Raw genomic sequence first — 19,664 nt, 5'->3', positions numbered from 1 at the left:
TCTCGTCAATTGGAACGACTACATGAAGGTTGTGCGCCCTTTTACCATCGGTCTGCTTGCAGCTGCAGCGTTCACCGCCTGCAAGCCGGCGCCGCCCGCGGCGGACAAGGCGGCCACCGCAACGCTTGCACCCACTGCCGAACAAGCCGCCAAGGCCTTCGATGCGCTGCTCGACATGCAGTGGCAACAGCAGTTGAAACAATCGCCGGAGTTCGCAAGCACCATCGGCGACAGGCGCTATAACGACCGATGGAGTGACTATTCAGCGCAGGGAATGCAAAAACAGCGCGCCGACGTTGCGGATCTGCTCAGGCGGTTCGAGGCGGTGGATGGCCGAGTGCTGGACGAACAACGTCAACTCAGCCTGCAGATGATGATCGGGCAATTGCGCGATACGCTGGAAGGTATCGACCTGAAAACATACGAAATGCAGCTGGATCCCATCGTCGGCATCCAGCTGACACTGGCCGGGTATGCCGACAGTTTTCCCTTCGAAACCGTGAAGGACTATCAGGATTACATCAAGCGACTGCAGACGCTTCCCACCGTGGTCGATCAGATCATCGATGTCTCGCGCCAGGGCGCGAAGGATGGTCTGATGCAGCCGCGCTATTTGCTCGAGCGTGTGCCTGAGCAGATCGACAGCATGGTGGCCCAGGCTGGAGGAAAAAATCCGTTTGCCTCGCCGCTGAAGAATCTCGATGGCGTGGTGCCGGCAGAGAAGCGCGAGGCGCTGAGGACACAACTGGTGGCAGCCATCGATCAGCAGGTCCGGCCGGCCTATGCCAAGCTATCTGCCTTCGTCCGCAACGAATACGCCCCGCAGGGGCGTCTGCAGGAAGGACTGTGGTCGCTTCCCGACGGTGAGCGACGCTATCGTTACGCCATCCATACCGAAACCACTACCGATCTGTCGCCAGAGGAGATTCACCAGATCGGGCTGAAGGAAGTCGTGCGCATCGAACAAGAGATGACCGCGATCGCCAAGGCCCAGGGCTATGCGGATCTGGGCAGCTTCCGCAAGGCGGTGGCGACCGACAAGCGCCACTTCGCTACTTCCTCCGAGCAGATCTTGGAGCAGTACCGGCACTATGTTGCAGGAATGCAGCAAGAGCTACCCAAGCTGTTCGAGAAGTTGCCGCAACAGTCTCTCGGTGTTGAGGCCATGCCGGGATTCCGGGGCAGATCTCCCCCCGCCATGTACCTGCAGAGCAGCCCGGATAGCAGCAAGCCGGCAATGGTGAGTGTCAACGTCAGCGATGTCGCCCAACGTACCCTGATCAACATGGAGGTCATCGCTTACCACGAGGGCGTGCCGGGCCATCATCTGCAGGTCTCGCTTGCGCAGACCCTGCCGTTGCCGCCGTTCCGTCAGCAGGGTGGTTACAACGCCTACGGTGAAGGTTGGGCAATGTATGCCGAGCGACTGGGCAAGGACGTCGGGTTGTTCAAGGACCCCTATAGCGACTATGGCAGGCTGTCGGCCGATCTGTTGCGCGCCAATCGCCTGATTCTGGACACGGGCGTGCATTACAAGCGCTGGAATCGTCAGCAGATGATGGCGTTCTTTCACGCCCACCCGTCGGACGACGAGGGCAGCATGCAGGCCGAAACGGATCGTTATATCGCGTGGCCGGGCCAGGTGCTGGGCTACAAGCTGGGCCAACTGCAATTCATGACGCTTCGTGAGGAAGCCCAAAAGGAGCTGGGCGATCGCTTCGACATACGCGCGTTCCACACAGCGGTGCTGGGCGACGGCGCAATGCCGCTGACGATCCTGCAACAGCGCGTACGCCAGTGGATTGCAGAGACCAAGGCCGAGCAAGAGCCGCGCCGATGAGCGGCAGCTCGGCCTTGGTACGGGAAACCTCTGCGCAAGGCGCCAAAGATCCGCCACACGATCTGCTCACGTCGGCGAGCGAGCCAAGCAACTGACATTGGATGACGAGCAGGGCCTGGTCGGCCATGTCGCGCAGCGCGATGCCGATCACCAAGGCCACATCGCTCATCCTCCATTGGCGACCGTGTCCAGCGCCGCGAGCGCACTGCCAATGGATGGATACCCTTGGACGCTAGCCACGCCCAAGGCTGCGACCTTAGCCATTGGGCAGGTGCCTGAGCCCTTAGCCCCCTGGTGGATCAGCTGTCCATTCGTCGCTCAGTAGATCAATGAAGCGACGGATCTTGGGCGAAAGGTGGCGCTTGCTCGGGTAGACGATGCGGATGGGCTCAGGAGGGGGCTCGAATTTTTCCAACACCCTGACCAGCCTTCCCGATTCGAGGTCGTCTCGGATGAGATAGTCAGGAAGTTGGGCGACTCCCACACCTGCGCAGGCCGCGTGTTGCAAGGCTTCCCCGCTATCCATGACAAGCCTGCTTGCATCCGAAAAGGAGACATCGCCTTCTTCTGTTCGGAATGTCCACGGTCTTGGGCGTCCTTCGTCCAGGAAGAAACAGCAATGGTGCAGAGACAGATCAGCGGGGGTGGCTGGCTCGTCGTGCTTGGCCAAGTAACCGGGCGATGCGCAAGTGAGCATGCGTTGGTGAGTGACGGTGCGACTGAAGATGCGAGAGTCCTCGCGCGCAGGGCCGGTGCGTACCGCAATGTCGATACCATCTTCAATCAGGTCCACAAAGCGATCGGAATACTGCACAACTGCGCTGACGTTGGGCCACGCCTCGATGAACCGCTCCAGCACAGGAAGCACAAACCGCACCCCTAATGTCACAGGAACACTCAGGGCAAGGCTGCCATAGGGGGCTTCCGAGCGAAGCGCCATCGCAGTCTCGGTCTCCTTCAGATCCTCGAGGATCAGAGAGCTTCTGGCATAGAGCACTTGTCCATCGTCTGTCAGGCTCAAGCTCCTGGTTGTCCTGTTCAACAGCCGCATACCCAGTCGTTCCTCCAAGCGAACGACACGCTTGCCGACGGCCGAGCGCGTCAACCCCAGGCGTTTGGCGGCCAGCGTGTAATTGCCGCTATCGACGGCCGTAACGAACGCGATAATGTCGTTTATGTTTGTGAATTCCACGCAGGCCTCTAGGGATCGATCGCCGGAACAGTAGGGAACCCCATTCCCCAATCATGCGCCTAATCTTGGCATTCGGTTTTTTAAGAACCAATTACCAATTGAGGGAAATCCCATGAACGAGAGCGTCAAGGCAAGCGTCAAAGATTGGGCTGAGAGCTTGGCAGAGCTTGCCCCGGTGGTGACCGGGGAAAACCAAGCGCTCACGATGGAAGAAATTCGCAAAAGCTACGTGAGCATGCTCGCCAGGCAGCTTCCGCCAGCAGGCGTGAGTTTTGAGAAGATCGAGCTGGGCGGCGTGCCTACAACCTTGGTGACGCCACCAGCGCAGACAACGGACGCGGTGCTGTTCTACATCCACGGCGGCGCCTACATCGTCGGTGCGCCCGATGGATATCATGGAATAGGTGGCAACTATGCGCAGATGCTGGGCGCCAGGGTCTACATGCCCGATTACAGGCTTGCTCCCGAATATCCTTTCCCTACGCCAATCGAAGACACGCTGGCGGCCTACAAGGGGCTTCTTGCGTTGGGCATCCCGGCGCAAAAGATCGTTTTTGCCGGCGAATCGGCTGGCGGCGCCATGGTGGTTTCGGTCATGGTGGCGGCGCGCAACGCAGGCCTGCCTCTTCCTGCAGCCGGCACCGCCATTTCGCCGTGGGCGAATCTGGAGCACACCGGAGCATCGGTCACCAATCGCGAAGGACTCGATCCGCTGAACACCGCGGCGGGACTGCGTTTCCTGGCTCGCACCTTCCTGGGCGATGCGTTGCCCAATCATCCGATGGCATCTCCCGTATTCGCCGATGTCACCGGCCTGCCACCGATCCAGATTCAGATCGGCGAGAACGAGTTGATGTTGAGCGACGCGATGCGCCTGGCGACTCATCTTGGAGACAACCGTGTCCGGGTCGACCTCGAAGTCTGGCCGGGCATGTTCCATGCGTGGCACTTCTTTGCCAACGCACTTCCCGAGGCGCGCGAAGCACTAGCAAGCTCGGTGCGTTTCTTGAGTGCGCAGCTCGAAAGGAGCTGAGCCTAGCGATGTAGTGATGGCCTGGCAGAAGTGTCGGTACGCGCTATCTGCCGATGCTGTTCCTTGAACACTGTGCTATCGGCTACAAGGCAGATAGCACAATGGCGTTGGATAAGACTGCTGTGAAGTCGCCTCGCTCGCCGTGTCCGGCGACCCTCGCCATCTGCTGTTCGCCGGTCCGGGCAAGCCATCTTTCATTGAATGCCAACGCGCAGCTTTGCCTTGCGCGTCAAGCGGTCCGATGCTCGCGTCAGGCGCGTATTCGAGAGCCGCGCTTCATCACCTCCATACTCCCGGAAGCGTATTTTTCAGGGAAATTTTCAGGAGTTCCATCTTGGACAACACCCGTCACCGCGATACGCCTGGAGCCACGGATAGCGCGAGCGTCACGCGCAAGGGCCATGCTCGATCGGACGCTACCCGCGCGCAGCAATTTCCCTGGTCCGACGCAAGCCTGCCACCTGAGACGCGGGCGTCTCTGGTGGTTCAGGCGATGACCGAAGACGAGAAATTTGCATGGTTGTCCGGGCCAATGGCAATTCCGATTGCGGGCAGCGACAAGCCGGAAGGTGCCCTCGGATCAGCGGCCTACTACCCGGCAGTGCCGCGTCTGGGGATTCCTGCGCAACAGCAAACCGATGCAAGCCTGGGTGTGGGAAATCTGGCGAATGTGCGTCCTGGCGATAACGCCACGGCGCTTCCATCGTCGTTGTTGCTGGGAGCCACCTTCAACCCCGTCATGGCGCGCGAAACCGGTGCGATGGTCGGGCAGGAAGCCAGGGCCAAGGGCTTCAATGTGCAGTTGGCAGGCGGGGCGAACCTGGTGCGGGAGCCACGCGGTGGACGCAACTTCGAGTATGTCTCCGAAGACCCGCTACTCACCGGTGTGATCGCCGGCAACTCGGTCGCGGGTATTCAGTCGCAAGGGGTGGTGTCCACCGTCAAGCATTTTGCGATCAATCCGCAAGAAACAGGGCGCGTGGTGGTGAGCTCGGACATCGCGGATCAGGCGCTCCATGAGTCGGACCTGCTTGCCTTCAAAATCGCCATCGAGCTCGGTGAGCCAGGTGCCGTGATGCCAGGCTACAACCTGGTCAACGGAGAGTGGGCCAGCGAAAATGCTTACCTCATCAACACTGTGTTGAAAGGAGAATGGGGGTATCCGGGTTGGGTGATGTCCGACTGGGGGGCGACCCATTCGGTCGAAAAGGCCGCACTTGCCGGACTGGACGTCCAATCCGGAGCGAACCTGGACCCTGAACCGTATTTCGGCGAGCCGCTGCGAACGTCCGTCGGCAAGGGCCTGGTTCCCCAGGCGCGTATCGACGACATTGTGCATCGTCAGCTGCGAAGCCTCTTCGCTGTGGGGGTCATCGACAATCCGCCCCAGCCTGGCGCTGCAATCGACTACTCCGCGCATCGACTGTTGGCGCAGCGGTCTGCCGAGCAGGGCATCGTGTTGCTCAAGAACCAGGCAGATGCACTGCCTCTTGCCAGAGGCGCCAGCCGCATCGTCGTCATTGGCACCCAGGCGGACATCGGTGTCGTGGCAGGGGGCGGCTCGTCTGCCGTCACTCCGATCGGGAGTGTGACCAAGCCGGGCTTCGAGTTCATGGGAACGGTGATGGAGAAGGTCTACCACCCCAGTTCGGTGTTGCACGCGATCAAGGCCGAAGCGTGTGCGGCGCAGGTCGACTATGTGAGCGCGAACGATGCGGACGCCGCCGTCAAAGCGGCGCACGCTGCCGATGCGGTCATTGTCGTGGCCGAAGAATGGCGCTCGGAAGGTCAGGATGCCCAGGGTCTCTCATTGCCTGATGGGCAGGATGCGTTGATCGGTGCCGTGGCCCAGGCCAATGCAAACACGGTGGTGGTGCTCGTTTCCGGCGGACCGGTCACGATGCCTTGGCTTGCCGACGTCGTTGGCGTGGTCGCAGCGTTCTACCCCGGGCAGGGTGGCGGGGAAGCCATCGCTGGCATCCTGTTTGGCCGCGTCAACCCGTCCGGGCGGCTGCCGATCACCTTCCCACAGCGCGTCGAACAGTTGCCGCACCCTGAGCAGCGAGATCCGGCAACCACGACCTCCAATCCGGGTGAGCCGATCAAGGGCGAGATCTTCCATATGGATTACAACGTCGAGGGCGCGGACGTCGGTTATCGCTGGTTTGCCTCTCGCGGCCTGACCCCCCTGTTTCCGTTCGGATACGGGTTGTCGTATACGCGCTTTGAAACCCATGACCTGCACGTGCGCGATGAAGGTGGCAGGTTCGTGGCGCGGTTTGTCGTCTGCAATTGCGGCGACCTTGCCGGGGCGTATGTGGCGCAGGTGTACGTGGCGGGTGTGGGTGCGATTGAATTTGCGTACAGGCTTGGCGCCTTTGAGCGCGTCGAACTTGCGCCTGGCGAGAGCAGGCAGCTGGAACTGGAAATCGATCCCAGGTTTTTCGCCAGGTTCGATACGACATCGCGTCAGTGGGCGATTGCGCAAGGCACCTACAGCGTGCGCGTAGCGGACAACGCAGCCGATCCAGGCCAGTCGGTTGCGCTGGACGTGGTAGCTCGCAAATTCATGCGTTAGCGAACTGTAATGGCTCGCGGTGTTCCGCTCAGGTCATGCGATCAATCAGCGGCTAATGCCGCATCGGGCCCGTCCTCCTCACAACCAGGGGGGCGGCGCCTGCCGCTGTAGAACCCGGTCCCATACGTTCCAGCGCGATGGGCGATGCTGCATGTCAGTCCTCCCGGGAGCTCGGGCCGCCCCTGCCAGTGACGTGGTGCCGGCACGCGATGCACACGCAATCAACAAGCTCCCAAGGCAGGAATGGCAACCTGCAGGCGTCATAGATGGGCCGCGCGACATGGGCTGCACGCGCGCGTGTTGGGCGTACTGCATCGCCGAGTGGGGGTGTCCGGCAGATCTGCGGCGATGGTCCATCTCTGCATCCATCTGCTCTCGGGACGTTGTAAAGGACGCTTGACACATCGCAGATCTGCGCGCACGCTGCATGTCAAGGGAACTTGACACAGGGTGTGCGGTGAACAACAGCGCAAACATGTCGCCGGTGCAGGCAGTGTCTTGCCGTGCTGCGACGCTTGAGGAATCTGCTTGTGCTGCCGTGCAGTGCGCAGTGCTCCACGCGCAGGCATCCACGTCGCCGCTGGACGCACGATGAGCGCCAAGACAGCGGCGTTGCGTGTACTGCCGGTCGGCAGCGTTGTCCTCATGTTGCTGGGCGCCTTGCGGCGCTGGCTGCCGTGGCAGGTAAGCGACTACACCCAGGGGCTGCTGATCGGCTGCGGCTTGGGTGGTCTGCTGGTGGCGCTGGTGCTGCACGTCGCAGGCGATAGCCTGCGCGACAGTGCGCCGCCTGCATTGGTCCGCCGCTACCACATTGAGCTTGCGCCGCCGATGCTGGCCTACGTGGTGGTGATGCTGTGCTGGCGGTATTTGCTGGCCAGCGTGCACGCCAACTGGATCCGGGTTCTGGTCGCGTTGCTGCCTGCATTGCTGCTGATGTTCGTGGTCCGCGCCGTGGCACGTTTTGTGCGCGATTCGGATGAAATGCAGCGTCGCATCGAGCTTGAATCGATCGCCATTGCCGCGGGTCTGGTGAGCTTGGCGTACATGACCGCCGGCTTCCTGGAATCGGCTCAGCTGATTGCGGTGCCGGCATCGGCGGCGATGATCTGGGTGTTTCCGGTGCTGTGCATCACCTATGGCCTGACCAAGGCCATCAATGCACGCCGCTATCAATGAACAGCCGTGTGCGTGCCTTGCGCGAAGCCAGCGGCTGGTCGCAAGGCGAGTTGGCCGAGCAGCTGGGCGTGTCGCGGCAAACCGTCAATGCGTTGGAGACCGGCAAATACGATCCCAGCCTGCCGTTGGCGTTCCGCATCGCACGCCTGTTCGGCGAGCCGATCGAGCACGTGTTTCTTTACGAAGATGGTCAGTAGTTGCGGCGGTCACACGCGACCGTCGGCAACGTCAGGGAATGGGCACCAGGAGAGGATGGACATGCTGAAACAACTAAATGTGGCCGCCGCGGTGCTGGCTGCGCTGCTGGCGGCAGGATGCCAGCGTGCCGAGCTGCCTGCTGCCGGCAATGCCGGCGCATCCAAGCCGGGTGTGGCACAGCCGCACACGACGGACACGCATGAAGGCACTGCGGCCGGCAATCGTTATGGCCGCCTGCAATTTGCACCGTGCACGCTGAGTTCCGGCAGCGCGGCGGGCAACATCGAAGCGCAATGCGCGCAGTTGCACGTGGCGGAAAATCCGGCCGCGCCGAAGGGGCGGCAGATTGCCTTGAAGATCGCCTGGCTGGAAAGCGACACCGGTGGCGGCAGCAAACCGGATCCGGTGTTCTTCATCGCCGGCGGGCCGGGGCAATCGGCGACGCAGGTCGCCGCGATCGTGGACATGGGCTTGCATGAGGTACGCAAGCAGCGCGACATCTTTCTGGTCGACCAACGCGGCACCGGCGGTTCGCACCCGCTGGAATGTCGCGATGCGGCCGGCAAGCCGCTGGAAATGGACGGTGGCGCCGCAGCCAGCGTGACCCAGCTCACCGACTACGCGCGGCAGTGCGCAGACGGTTTGCGCAACGATGCCGACCCGCGTTATTTCACCACCACCGAGGCCATCGCCGATCTGGATGCGGTACGCGCAGCGCTGGGTGTTCAGCAGCTCAACCTGATCGGCGGCTCCTACGGCACGCGCGTGGCACAGCAGTACGCAATGCATTATCCGCAGCACACGCGCAGCGTGGTGCTCGATGGCGTGGCGCCCAACGATCTGGTGATCGGTGGCGAGTTTGCGCGCACCTTCGAAGATGCGATCGCGTTGCAGACCAAGCAATGCGCATCCACGCCGGCATGCGCCAAACGCTTCACGGTCGATACGCGCAGCCAGCTGCGACAGGTGGTCGAGCGCTTGCGCCAGGCGCCGGTGGCGGTGGACTATCGCGACCCGCGCACCGGCGCGCTGCGTCACGAGCAGGTGACCGCCGACACGGTGGTGGGGTTGGCGTTCGGATTTTCGTATGCACCGGAAACCGCGTCGCTGCTGCCGCTGGTGCTGGACGAGGCTGCCGCAGGCCGCTATGCGTCGCTGATGGCATTGGCGCAGATGAGTGCGTCGGGCATGTCCGATCAGATGAATCGCCCGATGCAATGGTCGGTGTTGTGCAGCGAGGACGCCGGGCGCTATCGCGTGCCCACGGACAAGGACGCCACGTTGCTGGGCAACGAGGTGGCCGAGATGTTCTTCGCCCCGTGCAATGTCTGGCCCTCCAAGCCGGCACCGGCCGATGCCGCCAGGCCGTTCGTATCGACGCTGCCGGTCTTGCTGCTGTCCGGCGAGCTCGATCCGGTGACACCGCCACGCTACGCGCAACGGGTCCTGCAGGGTCTGCCCAACGGCCGCCACATCATCGCGCCCGGGCAGGGGCATGGCGTGTTCCGACTCGGCTGCATGCCCAAGGTGTTGAGCCAGTTCTTGCAGAGTACCGACGCCAAGGCCCTGGATGCCAGCTGTGTGGCCAGCCTCAACAACGTGCCCGCGTTCACCTCGTTCAACGGATGGGAACCATGAGCCGCATCGACCACGCCACGGAGGCGCACGCATGATCGTCGTCGAGAATCTGCACAAGTCGTTCAAGACCAAGACCGGGCTGGTGACGGCGGTCGATGGGGTCAGTTTCAGCGCTGCCGACGGCCAGATCACCGGGCTGCTCGGTCCCAACGGTGCGGGCAAGACCACCACCTTGCGCATGCTCTACACCTTGATGTCGCCGGACCAGGGGCGCGTCGCCGTGGATGGCGTGGACGCCGCGCACGACCCGGTGACGGTACGCCGTGCACTGGGCGTCTTGCCGGATGCGCGCGGTGTGTACAAGCGGTTGAGCGCACGCGAGAACATCGCCTACTTCGGCGAGTTGCACGGCATGTCGCGCAGCCAGATCGCCGAGCGCACACGGGTATTGTCCAGCGCATTGGACATGGACGACATTCTCGACCGCCAGACCGAAGGGTTCAGCCAGGGGCAGCGCACCAAGACCGCCATTGCACGCGCGCTGGTGCACGACCCGCGCAACGTGATTCTGGACGAGCCCACCAATGGCCTGGACGTGATGACCACGCGCGCGATGCGTGGCTTTCTGCAGCAGCTGCGCGCAGAAGGGCGCTGCGTGATCTTTTCCAGTCACATCATGCAAGAGGTGGCGGCGCTGTGCGACCGCATCGTCATCATCGCCAAGGGCACGGTGGTGGCATCCGGCAGCGCCGACGAACTGCGCGCGGCGACCGGTGAAGACAACCTGGAAGACGCCTTCGTCAAGGCGATCGGCTCGGAAGAAGGACTGCACGCATGAGCAAGCGTTCCCTGTTGGCCACGTTGTGGACGGTGCTGCGCAAGGAACTGCGCGACATCTCGCGCGACCGCCGTACCCTGGCATTGGCGTTGCTGCTCTCGCCGTTGCTGTATCCGATCCTGATCCTGGGCATGGGCGCGCTGAGCGAAAGCCGCGTGCGCACGCAGATCGACAAGCCGCTGGACATCCCCACCCTCGGCCGCGAACACGCTCCCAACCTGGTGCGGTTTCTGGCCGCGCAGGGACTCAACGCGGTGGACGCACCGGCCGATCTGACCACGGCGATCCGCAACCAGGATGTGGACGTGGCGCTGCGCATCAGCGACAGCTATGCCGACGATTGGCGCGAAGGCCGTCCGGCGCTGGTGGAAATCATCAAGGACAGCACCCGCCGCGAGGCCGACGTGCCCAGCATGCGCCTGCAGGCAGCGCTGAGCGGCTACAGCCAGCAGGTCGGTGCGTTGCGTCTGTTGGCGCGTGGCATCGATGCGCAGGTAGGCCGGCCGCTGGAAATCGCTGCGCAGGACCTGGCCACCGCCGAAGCCAAGCGTGGCCAGATGATGGCGATGCTGTTGCCGGTGTTGCTGGTGATCACCTCGTTTCTGGGTGGCGCCTCGCTGATCCTGGATGCCACCGCCGGCGAGCGCGAACGCCAGTCGCTGGAGCCGTTGCTGGCCACACCGGCGCCGCGCAGTGCGATCGTCAGCGGCAAGATCGTCGCCGCCTGCGTGATCGGCATGGTGTCGTTGTTGCTCACGCTGCTTGCGTTCAAGCTGAGTGCGCAGTTGTCCACCTCGAACCTGGGGCGCCAGCTCAATGTCGGTTTTTTGCCGATGCTGCAGATGCTGTTCATCCTGGTGCCGATGCTGTTTATCGGCACCTCGCTGCTGACCTATCTGGCTGCCGCTGCCAAGAGCATGAAGGAAGCGCAGGCGCACATGACCTGGCTGCTGCTGCTGCCGATGCTGCCGGGCTACGCGCTGATGGCGTATCCGCTGAAGACCCAGCTATGGCACTTTGCGGTGCCGTTCCTGGCGCAGAACCAGATGCTGCTGAAGGTGATTCGCCACGAGCAGATCAACGCGCAGACCTGGGCGGTGTATCTGTTGGCGGGCTTCGGTGTGGCCGCAGTGTTGTGGTACGCGGCGGTGCGTCGTTATCACCAGGAGCGGCTGGCGATTTCCGGCTGATGTGTCCTTCTCCCGCCGGGAGAAGGTGGCGCGCAGCGCCGGATGAGGGTATGGATTGCCGATACGAATGCACGGTGACGCATGTTGATGTTGAATGATTGAACGTCCTTGTTGTCTGCTTAGGGCGTGACGTCCACTTGGTCGCCGTACCCTCACCCCAACCCCTCTCCCGCAGGAGAGGGCTTTACTCCTTCTCCCCTCGGGAGAAGGTGCCCGAAGGGCGGATGAGGGGACGGATGGCCAGCCAACAAAAAGCCCGCATCGCTGCGGGCTTTTTGTTGGGCGCCTGGTATTTGCCAGAAGTGCAGTGCATCAATCGTCAGCAACCATCAATCATCAACTATCAACAACCAACGCACCAACTCGGCCGCGTGCAGAGCCACGCAATCGCCCAGCCACCCACTCAACCACCTGGATTGAACGACAACGTACGCCGCGTGGTCACCGGTGCGGCAACCGGCTCGAAGCGCCAGCGCTTGACCGCATTGAGCGCTTCGCGGTCGAACACGCGCGGCGGGTTGGCGCGCAGCACGCGCGAGGCGGTGATCGAGCCGTCGGTACCGACCGTGAGCTCGACCAGCACTTCGCCCGATGTGCCGGCGCGCAGCGCTTCGGGTGGATAGCGCGGTGCCGGGGTGCTGATCGGACGCAGCGATTGCGCAGCCGGCGCCGCAGCGGCGGCGGCCGCTGCCGGGCGTGGTGCGGCCGGGGTCGGGGCAGGGGCCTCCGCCTGACGGCGGGCGGCGGCCTGGCGCTCGGCTTCGGCGGTCTGCTGGCGGGCGGCTTCCTGCTGGGCGGCAATCTGCTGGGCAGCGGCGGCCTCGCGGGTCTGCTGTTCGGCCAGACGCTTCTGCTCGGCGGCCTGCTTGGCCTTGTCCTCGACCAGCTTCTTGGCCTGCTCGGCGTCCTGCTCGGAGCGGTTGGCGGCGGTCTTCATGCCCGTCTCCAGGCCCGACTTCAGGCGCGGCAGTGCCGGTGCCTTGGGATCGACCTTTTCGATCAGTGCGATCAGGCGCTGCGCCTCTGGAAATTCTTCGCGGCTGATGCCTTGTTCGGCGGCGATCAGCGTGTACGGCAGCAGATCGGTCAGCGCGCTGTTGACGGTGGCGTCCTGCGGCTGCTTCTCGCGCAGGGCCAGGTAGTACTCCACCGCGTTGTCGCCGGCCGGGGCGTACATGCGGTTGTCCTGCAGCGCCTTGGTGGCCGATTCGCGCAACTGGTCGGCGGCCATCGACTGCACCTGTGGCGACACCGCGGTGGCGGGCGTCGGTGCCGCCGGTGCCGCCGGCGTGGCGCCGGTGGCAGGCGTGGTGGCGGCGGCCTTGTCTTCCTGCTTGGAGCAGGCAGCCAGGCCAACCAGCAAAATGACCGGCGCGATCCGGCGTGCCATACGGCCCTGTGTCAGATCCAACATGCGTCCCCCTTACCCCGAGTGCGAAAGATAACGTTGCGGCGAGCGCCGGCCATTGTTCCCGCAATGGACGGCAATGCCGCAATCTAGCATTGCTGGGGCGGTGTAAGCCAAGGGTTGCCGCAGCCGGATGCGAAATTTATCCCGCCGGGGCCGCCAGCGCCGCATCCGAGGGCATGCGCGGGGCCGGGTCGGGCGGCGGCGGGGCCGGGCAGTGGCGGCGCAGGAAGTCCGCATGCGGCGGCAACGTGGCCACGGTCGCGTCCACGCGCTGGCGGATGCTCTGCAGAAAATGGCTCAGCTCCGCATCGCCCATCAGGTCGGCGACCGGGTGGTGCTGCTGCGGGGTGATGCCCTGGCCCAGCATCACCTGCACCCAGGAGTTCTCCGCAAACAACTCGTTGCCCTGGTGGAACACGCGCCCGCTCTGGCGGAACAGCTCCATGCGGTGGCGCAGCGAGTCGGGAATCTCCATCGCCGCGCAGTCGCGCCAGAACGGCGTGTCGCGACGATCGGTGGCGTGGTAATGCAGGATCACGAAATCGCGGATATGTGCGATCTCGTCGGCCGCCTGGCGGTTGTATTCGGCGATGTCGACCGCGTTGATCACCTGCGGGAAGGTCTGCAGCAAGCGGACGATGCCGCGCTGGATCAGGTGGATATTGGTCGACTCGATCGGCTCCAGAAACCCGCTGGCCAGCCCCAGCGCCACGCAGTTCTTTTCCCACACGCGGTGACGCTGATTGGGGGTGAAGCGCAGCGCCCGCGGTTCGGTCAGCGCGCGCCCCTGCAGGTTGCGCTCCAGCACCGCCCGGGCACTGTCCTGATCGGTATAACGGCTGGAATACACGATGCCGTTGCCCACCCGGTGCTGCAGCGGAATGCGCCACATCCAGCCCGACTGGTCGGCACGCGACCGCGTATAGGTCACCGGCGGGCCCACCGATTCGGTCTGCACCGCCAGCGCGCTGTCGGCAAACAACCAGCGCGACCAATCCTCGCTGCCCACGCCCAGCGTCTTGCCGATCAGCAATCCCGCAAAGCCGGTGCAATCGATGAACAGGTCGCCTTCCACGCTGGTGCCGTCCTGCAGCGTCAGCGCGGTGAGATAACCGCTGTCCGGGTCGGTCTGGACCTGGCCGATGCGCCCTTCGAGACGCTTTACGCCAAAGCCTTCGCTGAAGCGGCGCAGGAAGCGCGCATACAGGCCCGCATCCAGGTGGTAGGCGTAATTCATGCCGCCGTTGGGCAGGTGCGCAAAGCGTCCTTCCTGGGCGGCGCGCAGTTCCAGGCAGTAGTCGCCGAAGTCGCGTGCCACCCCGCGCTGGCGGCCCTTCAACCAGAAATGATGAAACCCCGCGCTCCAGTGATCGGTGCCGGTGTGACCGAAGGAGTGGATGTAGTGCCTGTCCACATCGCGCCAGTGCTCGAAGCCGATGCCGAGCTTGAAGGTGGCCTGGGTGGCGGCCATGAAGGTCGCCTCGTCGATCTCCAGCAGCCGGTGGAAGGTGACCAGGCTGGGGATGGTGGCTTCGCCCACGCCCACCGTGCCGATCTCGTCCGACTCCACCAGGGTGATCTGCAACTGCCGGCCCAGCAGCTTGGACAAGGCCGCGGCAGCCATCCAGCCGGCGGTGCCGCCACCGGCGATGACCACGCGCCGTACCGGGCGCTGCTGGGGGGGCAAGGGGGCGGCGTGCGACATGGTCAGTCCTTCAGCGGTTCAAGCGTTGCAGCAGGCGCGCACGCAGGCTGCGGGCGCGGTTGTCGTCCATCGGGGCCAGCACGCCGCGCGCTGCGTCGGGCACATGCGCGGCAGTGTCGGCATCGGCGTCGAACACGTAATGCCGGAACACCTCCTGCCAGGTGGCGCGTTGCTCGGCCGGCAGGTCGCGGACGGTCAGCAAGGCCAGCATCAGCGCGTTCATCGGCGAATCCATGTAGGCCGGGCTTTGCCGCCACCAGAAATTGACCAGCACGTTGAAGCTCTCCAGCGCCTGGACGTGGTGCCACCACATGCTGGGAATGAACAGCGCATCGCCCGGTTCCAGCTCGGCCACCAGCGCCTGCTCCAGCGCCTGTGCATAGCGCGGAAAGCGCTGCAGATCCGGTGCGGCGATATCCACCAGGCTGACCGGTTGCCCGGCCGGGGTCAGATCCAGCGGGCCGATGTACAGATTGCGCAACTGCTCGGGCGGAAACAGCGTGAAGCGGCGGCGCCCGGCGACCACGCAGGCCAGGTTGTCCGGCAGATCCTGATGCGCGGCGATACGGGTGCGGTTGCCGATCCAGATGCTGGCCAGCGGCTCGGCCTGCGGCAGCGCGATGGGATTGGCCGCACGCAGGCCGGGCAGGTAGGTGTCCAGCGTGGTGGAGCCGACATAGATCGCCGGCGGCTGCGCGTTGTGCAGGTCGCGCAACAAGGTGTCCAGCACCACCGCCAGCGGCACGCGCTCGGGGCGGAAATTGAAGCCGCTCATGTCCGGGTTATAGAAGAACCGCCCGTCGATCTCCGGCGGCCCGACCTGCGCCACCACTGCCTCGCCGCGATCGAACCCACGCAGGTACGCAGCGGCCGCCTGCGCGGATTGCGCACCGGCGCGGGCCAGCGGCCAGTCGCGCACCAGCCCGCGCAACACCAGCGGCGTGGTCGAGCACAGCAGCGCCGGATCCAGCTGCTGCGGGTCCAGGCCGTGGCGCTCGTCGATGGCGCGCGGCTCAGCGGGCATGGCGGCGATTCAGGCGTTCGAGCAGGGGGCGGAATTGCGCCACCGAGGCCACCGCCATGTACAGCGGCTCCAGATCGCCATTCCGGTGCAGGTCCAGCAGCGCGGTCTTGCCGAGCGCGCGCAGGCGTTCTTCGTGCACGGTGTGCAGACCGGCCAGCCGGCAGTCCAGGCCGTTGTCGAGCGTGGCTTCGAACACGAACGGTTCCAGCAACTCGTAGCGCAACAGGCGCTCGACGAAGGCATCGCTCGCCGCCAGCCCGTCGTGCAGCGTGCGCAGCAATTGGCTGATGTGATACAGGAAATCGGTGGTGCCGCCGTGTTCGCGGAACAGCAGCTCGCCTTCCTGGGTGCTGATGCGCGGACTGTCCAGATCCACGTGCACCATCGGCCCTTCCGGTTGCTGGCCGATCAGGAACGGTTGGCGCTGAATCGCCAGCGGGACATACGGCGCATCCCAGCGCGCGCCATCCAGAAACAGGTTCTCGCCCAGGCGCAAGCCCAGCAGGGCCAGCGGCTGAAAACGCCCGCTGTCGCTGCGGTGGAACACGATCGGGTACTGGCCCTGCAGCTGGCGGAATTCCTGCGGAAACGTCGCCGCCGACATCACGTCATCGCCATAGGCGGCGCCATGGGCGGTGATCACGCGCAGATCGCGGTGATCGAGATTGTTCAACAACACGGCATTGGTCATGGGGGTCGCCACATCACGCGGGGGCGCGTGGCCCATGCTTGGACAGTTACCCCTCGCGCGGCAAGTGCCGGTGCAGTGCTGCACCTGTCGCAGGAAGGTCGTGCAGGCCCCCCGGCAGACGCGCTGCCGGGGTGCTCGGTACCGCAGTTACATCACCAGAACTTGTAGCGCAGGCCCAGCATGTAGCGCGGGCCGGTCTGGGTGGCGTAGACGATCTGGTTCTTCTGCCTGCCGTGCTGGCGCTGCACCTCGTCGGTGAGGTTGATCGCCTCCAGGCTCAGCGACAGGTTCTCGTTCCACTGGTAGCCGATGCTCAGATCCAGCTGGCCATAGGCTTCGGTGTAGACCGGATTGGGCTGGCCGCTACCGTCGAAACGCGCGGCTAGGAATTCGTCGCGCCAGTTGTAGGCCGCACGCACCTGCCACTTGTCGCGGTCGTAGAAGCCGACCACGTTGGCCGAATCGCTGAGCCCTTCCAGCGCGAACTGCTCGCCGATCACCGCGTTGTTGTAGGTCAGCCCGGAATCGACCATGGTGTAGTTGGCCGACACGCCGAAGCCGCTGGCGCCGAACATGTGCTGCAGGTTGAATTCCCAACCGTCCAGCGAGGCCGAGCGCTGGTTGGCCGGCGCGGTGATGGCGAAGTTGGCCACCGGATCGCCGGGCTGCCCGCTGATCACGCCGGTGGCATTGCCGTTGGCGTCGTCGGCCCCGCGCACCACGCCCGGCGCGCCGCCGCGGTTGCGGAAGATGTAGTTGCGGATACAGGTCAGGTCGGCCGAGGCGCAGCCGTTGCCCAGCGCTTCGTTCCAGTACGCGCCGCCGACCGGGGTGTTCAGGCCCAGCGAGGTGTCGTTGCGCGTGGTCACGCCGATGTAGTTGTCGATGTTCTTGCGGAAGAAGCCCACCGAAGCGTAGCTGGCATCGCTGTAGTACCACTCCAGCGAGAAATCGATGTTGTGCGAGAGCAGCGGCTTCAGGCCCGGGTTGCCTTCCTGGCCGGTGCCGCCTTCCAGGCGCGCGATCTGGTTGAGCGTCTGCCCGCCCTGGATGTCGCCCCAGCCGGGCCGGCCGATGGTTTCGCCGTAGCTGCCGCGCAGCACCAGGTCTTCGGTGAGCTTGAAGCTCAGGTCCAGGCTGGGCAGCCAGTATTCGTACTTGCCGCTGCCGCCGGCGAACGCCGAGTCGGCCAGGCGGATCGGCAACTCGTTGTTGGCGACCCAATCGATGCCCACTGCCACCGGCACCAGCGCCTGCGCGTCCACCTTGGTTTCTTCGTAACGCACGCCGGCGGCCAGGCTGATCGGCACGCGCAGATCGTCCCAGCTGTTGTTCCACTGCAGGTAAGCGTTCTTGGATTTCTCGGTCACGCGGCGGTCGGTGGTGAACTCCGGCGAGATGCGGTACAGCGCGTCATCGCCGGCGGCTTGCGCGGCGGCCTGACGTGCGCGCTCGAAGTCGAACAGGAACAGCTGGTTGAATTGCGCCGGGTTGCCGCTGCCGCCGATCGCATCGAAGTACTGCGCAAACGCACTGGGAATCCACAGATCGTCCGGATAATCGGCCGCAGTGCCGTTGCCGCCCCAGGTATCGCGCTGCACGTTGGAGAACGCCGAGCGGTTCTTGACCTCGGTGCTGCCGATACCGAACTTCAACTGCGAATAATTCTCGAAGGTGAAGTCGCCGTTGACCTGCGCCTGGTCGATCTCGGATTTCATGTAGCTGTTGCGGAACGCCGAGCCGGTGACCAGCGTGCGCGAGGGGTCCAGCCCGTTCAGGCCGAAGCCCAGCTGCTGCTGCAATACCGGGAAATCCTTGCTGAAATCCACCACCGAGGTGCCGCGGTAGAAACCCGACACGCCCAGCGAGTTGCTCGACCCATACGGGCTGTCCGCGCCGGCTTCGGCGGTGGAGCGGTGGATGTCGAAGTTGAGCTTGAACTGGTCGTTCACCGCCCAATCCACGTTGAAGCCCAGCGACTTGTTCTGGTTGCGCGTGGCCGCGTTGGAGCCGGCGGTGGCCAGATCGCTGGTGGCCGGGTTGACGATTTCCGAATACGTGATCGGACCGGCCACCGGGCCGTTGGTCCAGGCGCTGGCCGACGGGCCGTAGTTGAACCACACCGACATTTCGTTGCGCTGCTGCTGGATCTTGTTTTCCGAGTAGGTGTAATCCAGCGTGGTGGTGATGTTGTCCAGCGGCTTGTACTGCAGTACCAGCTGGCCGTTGGTGCGCTGGCGTTCGACGCCGACCACGCGGTAGTTGAGGTTCTGCGGCACCGAATAGATATCGTTCGGGCCGGGGCGGTTGACGATGTTCTCCGAACCCGGCGTACCCGGCTGCGGAATGGTGCCGTAGGCGGTGGAATCGCCACGGAATGCGCGCCAGCCATTGGGCACGCCGACCTGGCTGTAGCCGAAGTCGCGCTCCTGGTAGCTGCCGCTCAGCGACACGCCAAAGCGGCCATCGTCCGAGGTGGTGCTGAAGATGCCGGAGATTTCCGGCGTCAGCGAATCGCCCTGCAGGCGGCCGGGCAGGTTCTCGTTGGACGCATCGTGCACGCCCTTGAGGCCCACGTTGGCATGCATGCCCGGGTTGTCCAGCGGCCGGGCGGTCTTGATGTTGATGGTGGCACCGATGCCGCCGGTGGGCGTGCTGGAGCGGCTGGTCTTGAACACCTCGATCCCGGAGATCGACTCCGACGCCAGGTTGGCGAAGTCGAATGCACGCGAGTTGGAGGCGTTGGATTCTTCGATGCTGGCGCCCGGCATCTGCCGGCCGTTCAACAGCACCAGGTTGAAGTCCGGGCCGACGCCGCGCACGGTGACGCGCGAGCCTTCGCCCAGCGAGCGGTCGATCGACACGCCGCTGATGCGCTGCAGCGACTCGGCCAGGTTGGTGTCGGGGAACTTGCCGATGTCCTCGGCCACGATGCCATCGACGATGCCTTGCGCATCGCGCTTGACGTTCATCGACGAGGTGAGGCTGCCGCGGATACCGCTGACCTGGACGGTATCGAGCGTGGCAGGGTCGGCCTGGCTGGAGCCGGGGACGGTGGATGCCGACTGCGGCGCAGGCGCGGTCTGCGCGGCAAGCGGCGTCGACAATGCGAACAACAAGGCAGACGTCAAGCGCCGCGTGCGCGGCAGGGTGCGTAGCTCTCTCACGATGATTCCATCCCCAAGCAAGGAAAAGCCGGCCCCAAGC

The 19,664-nt window shown here is 64.3% G+C and carries 14 protein-coding genes; 8 read left to right on the top strand and 6 right to left on the bottom strand.

Going from position 1 to position 19,664, the window contains the following annotated elements; all coding sequences use genetic code 11:
• Positions 1–22: 22 nt before the first annotated feature.
• Positions 23–1,840, top strand: coding sequence for a DUF885 family protein (locus tag FHY19_RS15545; protein WP_259167095.1), 1,818 nt, complete (start codon positions 23–25; stop codon positions 1,838–1,840).
• 283 nt (positions 1,841–2,123) lie between these two features.
• On the opposite strand, the gene FHY19_RS15540 is transcribed toward FHY19_RS15545, so the two are convergent.
• Positions 2,124–3,032: a LysR family transcriptional regulator gene (locus tag FHY19_RS15540; RefSeq protein ID WP_259167094.1), complete on the bottom strand. Its 909-nt coding sequence runs from the start codon at positions 3,030–3,032 to the stop codon at positions 2,124–2,126.
• Between the two features lie 112 nt (positions 3,033–3,144).
• Here FHY19_RS15540 and FHY19_RS15535 point away from each other — a divergent pair, with 112 nt between their 5' ends.
• The 7 genes from FHY19_RS15535 to FHY19_RS15505 all read left to right on the top strand — a co-directional run bounded on the left by FHY19_RS15535 (position 3,145) and on the right by FHY19_RS15505 (position 11,626).
• The gene (locus tag FHY19_RS15535) at positions 3,145–4,065 is read left to right on the top strand and encodes an alpha/beta hydrolase (RefSeq protein ID WP_259157309.1); all 921 of its coding nucleotides are present in this window, start codon (positions 3,145–3,147) and stop codon (positions 4,063–4,065) included.
• Between the two features lie 334 nt (positions 4,066–4,399).
• Complete coding sequence (locus FHY19_RS15530; protein WP_259167092.1) at positions 4,400–6,643, top strand: glycoside hydrolase family 3 protein; 2,244 nt, start codon at positions 4,400–4,402, stop codon at positions 6,641–6,643.
• A 591-nt stretch (positions 6,644–7,234) separates the two neighbouring features.
• Complete coding sequence (locus FHY19_RS15525; RefSeq protein ID WP_259167091.1) at positions 7,235–7,822, top strand: hypothetical protein; 588 nt, start codon at positions 7,235–7,237, stop codon at positions 7,820–7,822.
• Positions 7,819–8,019 (top strand): helix-turn-helix transcriptional regulator, encoded by a 201-nt coding sequence (locus FHY19_RS15520; protein WP_259157304.1) that lies wholly within the window; start codon positions 7,819–7,821, stop codon positions 8,017–8,019. Before FHY19_RS15525 ends, FHY19_RS15520 begins: the two co-directional genes overlap by 4 nt.
• Positions 8,020–8,074: 55 nt before the next feature.
• Complete coding sequence (locus FHY19_RS15515) at positions 8,075–9,658, top strand: alpha/beta hydrolase (protein ID WP_259167090.1); 1,584 nt, start codon at positions 8,075–8,077, stop codon at positions 9,656–9,658.
• A 31-nt stretch (positions 9,659–9,689) separates the two neighbouring features.
• Positions 9,690–10,436 (top strand): ATP-binding cassette domain-containing protein, encoded by a 747-nt coding sequence (locus FHY19_RS15510; protein ID WP_259167089.1) that lies wholly within the window; start codon positions 9,690–9,692, stop codon positions 10,434–10,436.
• Complete coding sequence (locus tag FHY19_RS15505) at positions 10,433–11,626, top strand: ABC transporter permease (RefSeq protein WP_259167086.1); 1,194 nt, start codon at positions 10,433–10,435, stop codon at positions 11,624–11,626. Before FHY19_RS15510 ends, FHY19_RS15505 begins: the two co-directional genes overlap by 4 nt.
• A gap of 403 nt (positions 11,627–12,029) precedes the next feature.
• Here the strand turns inward: FHY19_RS15505 and FHY19_RS15500 are convergent, their stop codons facing one another.
• The 5 genes from FHY19_RS15500 to FHY19_RS15480 form a co-directional block, all read right to left on the bottom strand.
• Positions 12,030–13,040: an energy transducer TonB gene (locus tag FHY19_RS15500; RefSeq protein ID WP_259167085.1), complete on the bottom strand. Its 1,011-nt coding sequence runs from the start codon at positions 13,038–13,040 to the stop codon at positions 12,030–12,032.
• Positions 13,041–13,176: 136 nt separating this feature from the next.
• Positions 13,177–14,742, bottom strand: a complete 1,566-nt coding sequence (locus tag FHY19_RS15495) for a tryptophan halogenase family protein (RefSeq protein WP_259167084.1) — start codon at positions 14,740–14,742, stop codon at positions 13,177–13,179.
• Between the two features lie 10 nt (positions 14,743–14,752).
• Positions 14,753–15,766: a cupin-like domain-containing protein gene (locus FHY19_RS15490; RefSeq protein ID WP_259167082.1), complete on the bottom strand. Its 1,014-nt coding sequence runs from the start codon at positions 15,764–15,766 to the stop codon at positions 14,753–14,755.
• Complete coding sequence (locus tag FHY19_RS15485) at positions 15,756–16,457, bottom strand: SapC family protein (protein WP_259167081.1); 702 nt, start codon at positions 16,455–16,457, stop codon at positions 15,756–15,758. The genes FHY19_RS15490 and FHY19_RS15485 overlap by 11 nt, the downstream gene beginning before the upstream one ends.
• A 152-nt stretch (positions 16,458–16,609) precedes the next feature.
• Complete coding sequence (locus FHY19_RS15480; protein ID WP_259167080.1) at positions 16,610–19,624, bottom strand: TonB-dependent receptor; 3,015 nt, start codon at positions 19,622–19,624, stop codon at positions 16,610–16,612.
• Positions 19,625–19,664 lie beyond the last annotated feature (40 nt).

It is taken from the genome of Xanthomonas sp. 4461 (assembly GCF_024806475.1).
In the GTDB taxonomy this organism is placed as follows: Bacteria; Pseudomonadota; Gammaproteobacteria; order Xanthomonadales; family Xanthomonadaceae; genus Xanthomonas; species Xanthomonas arboricola_F.
This window is presented reverse-complemented; position numbering and strand designations above follow the sequence as displayed.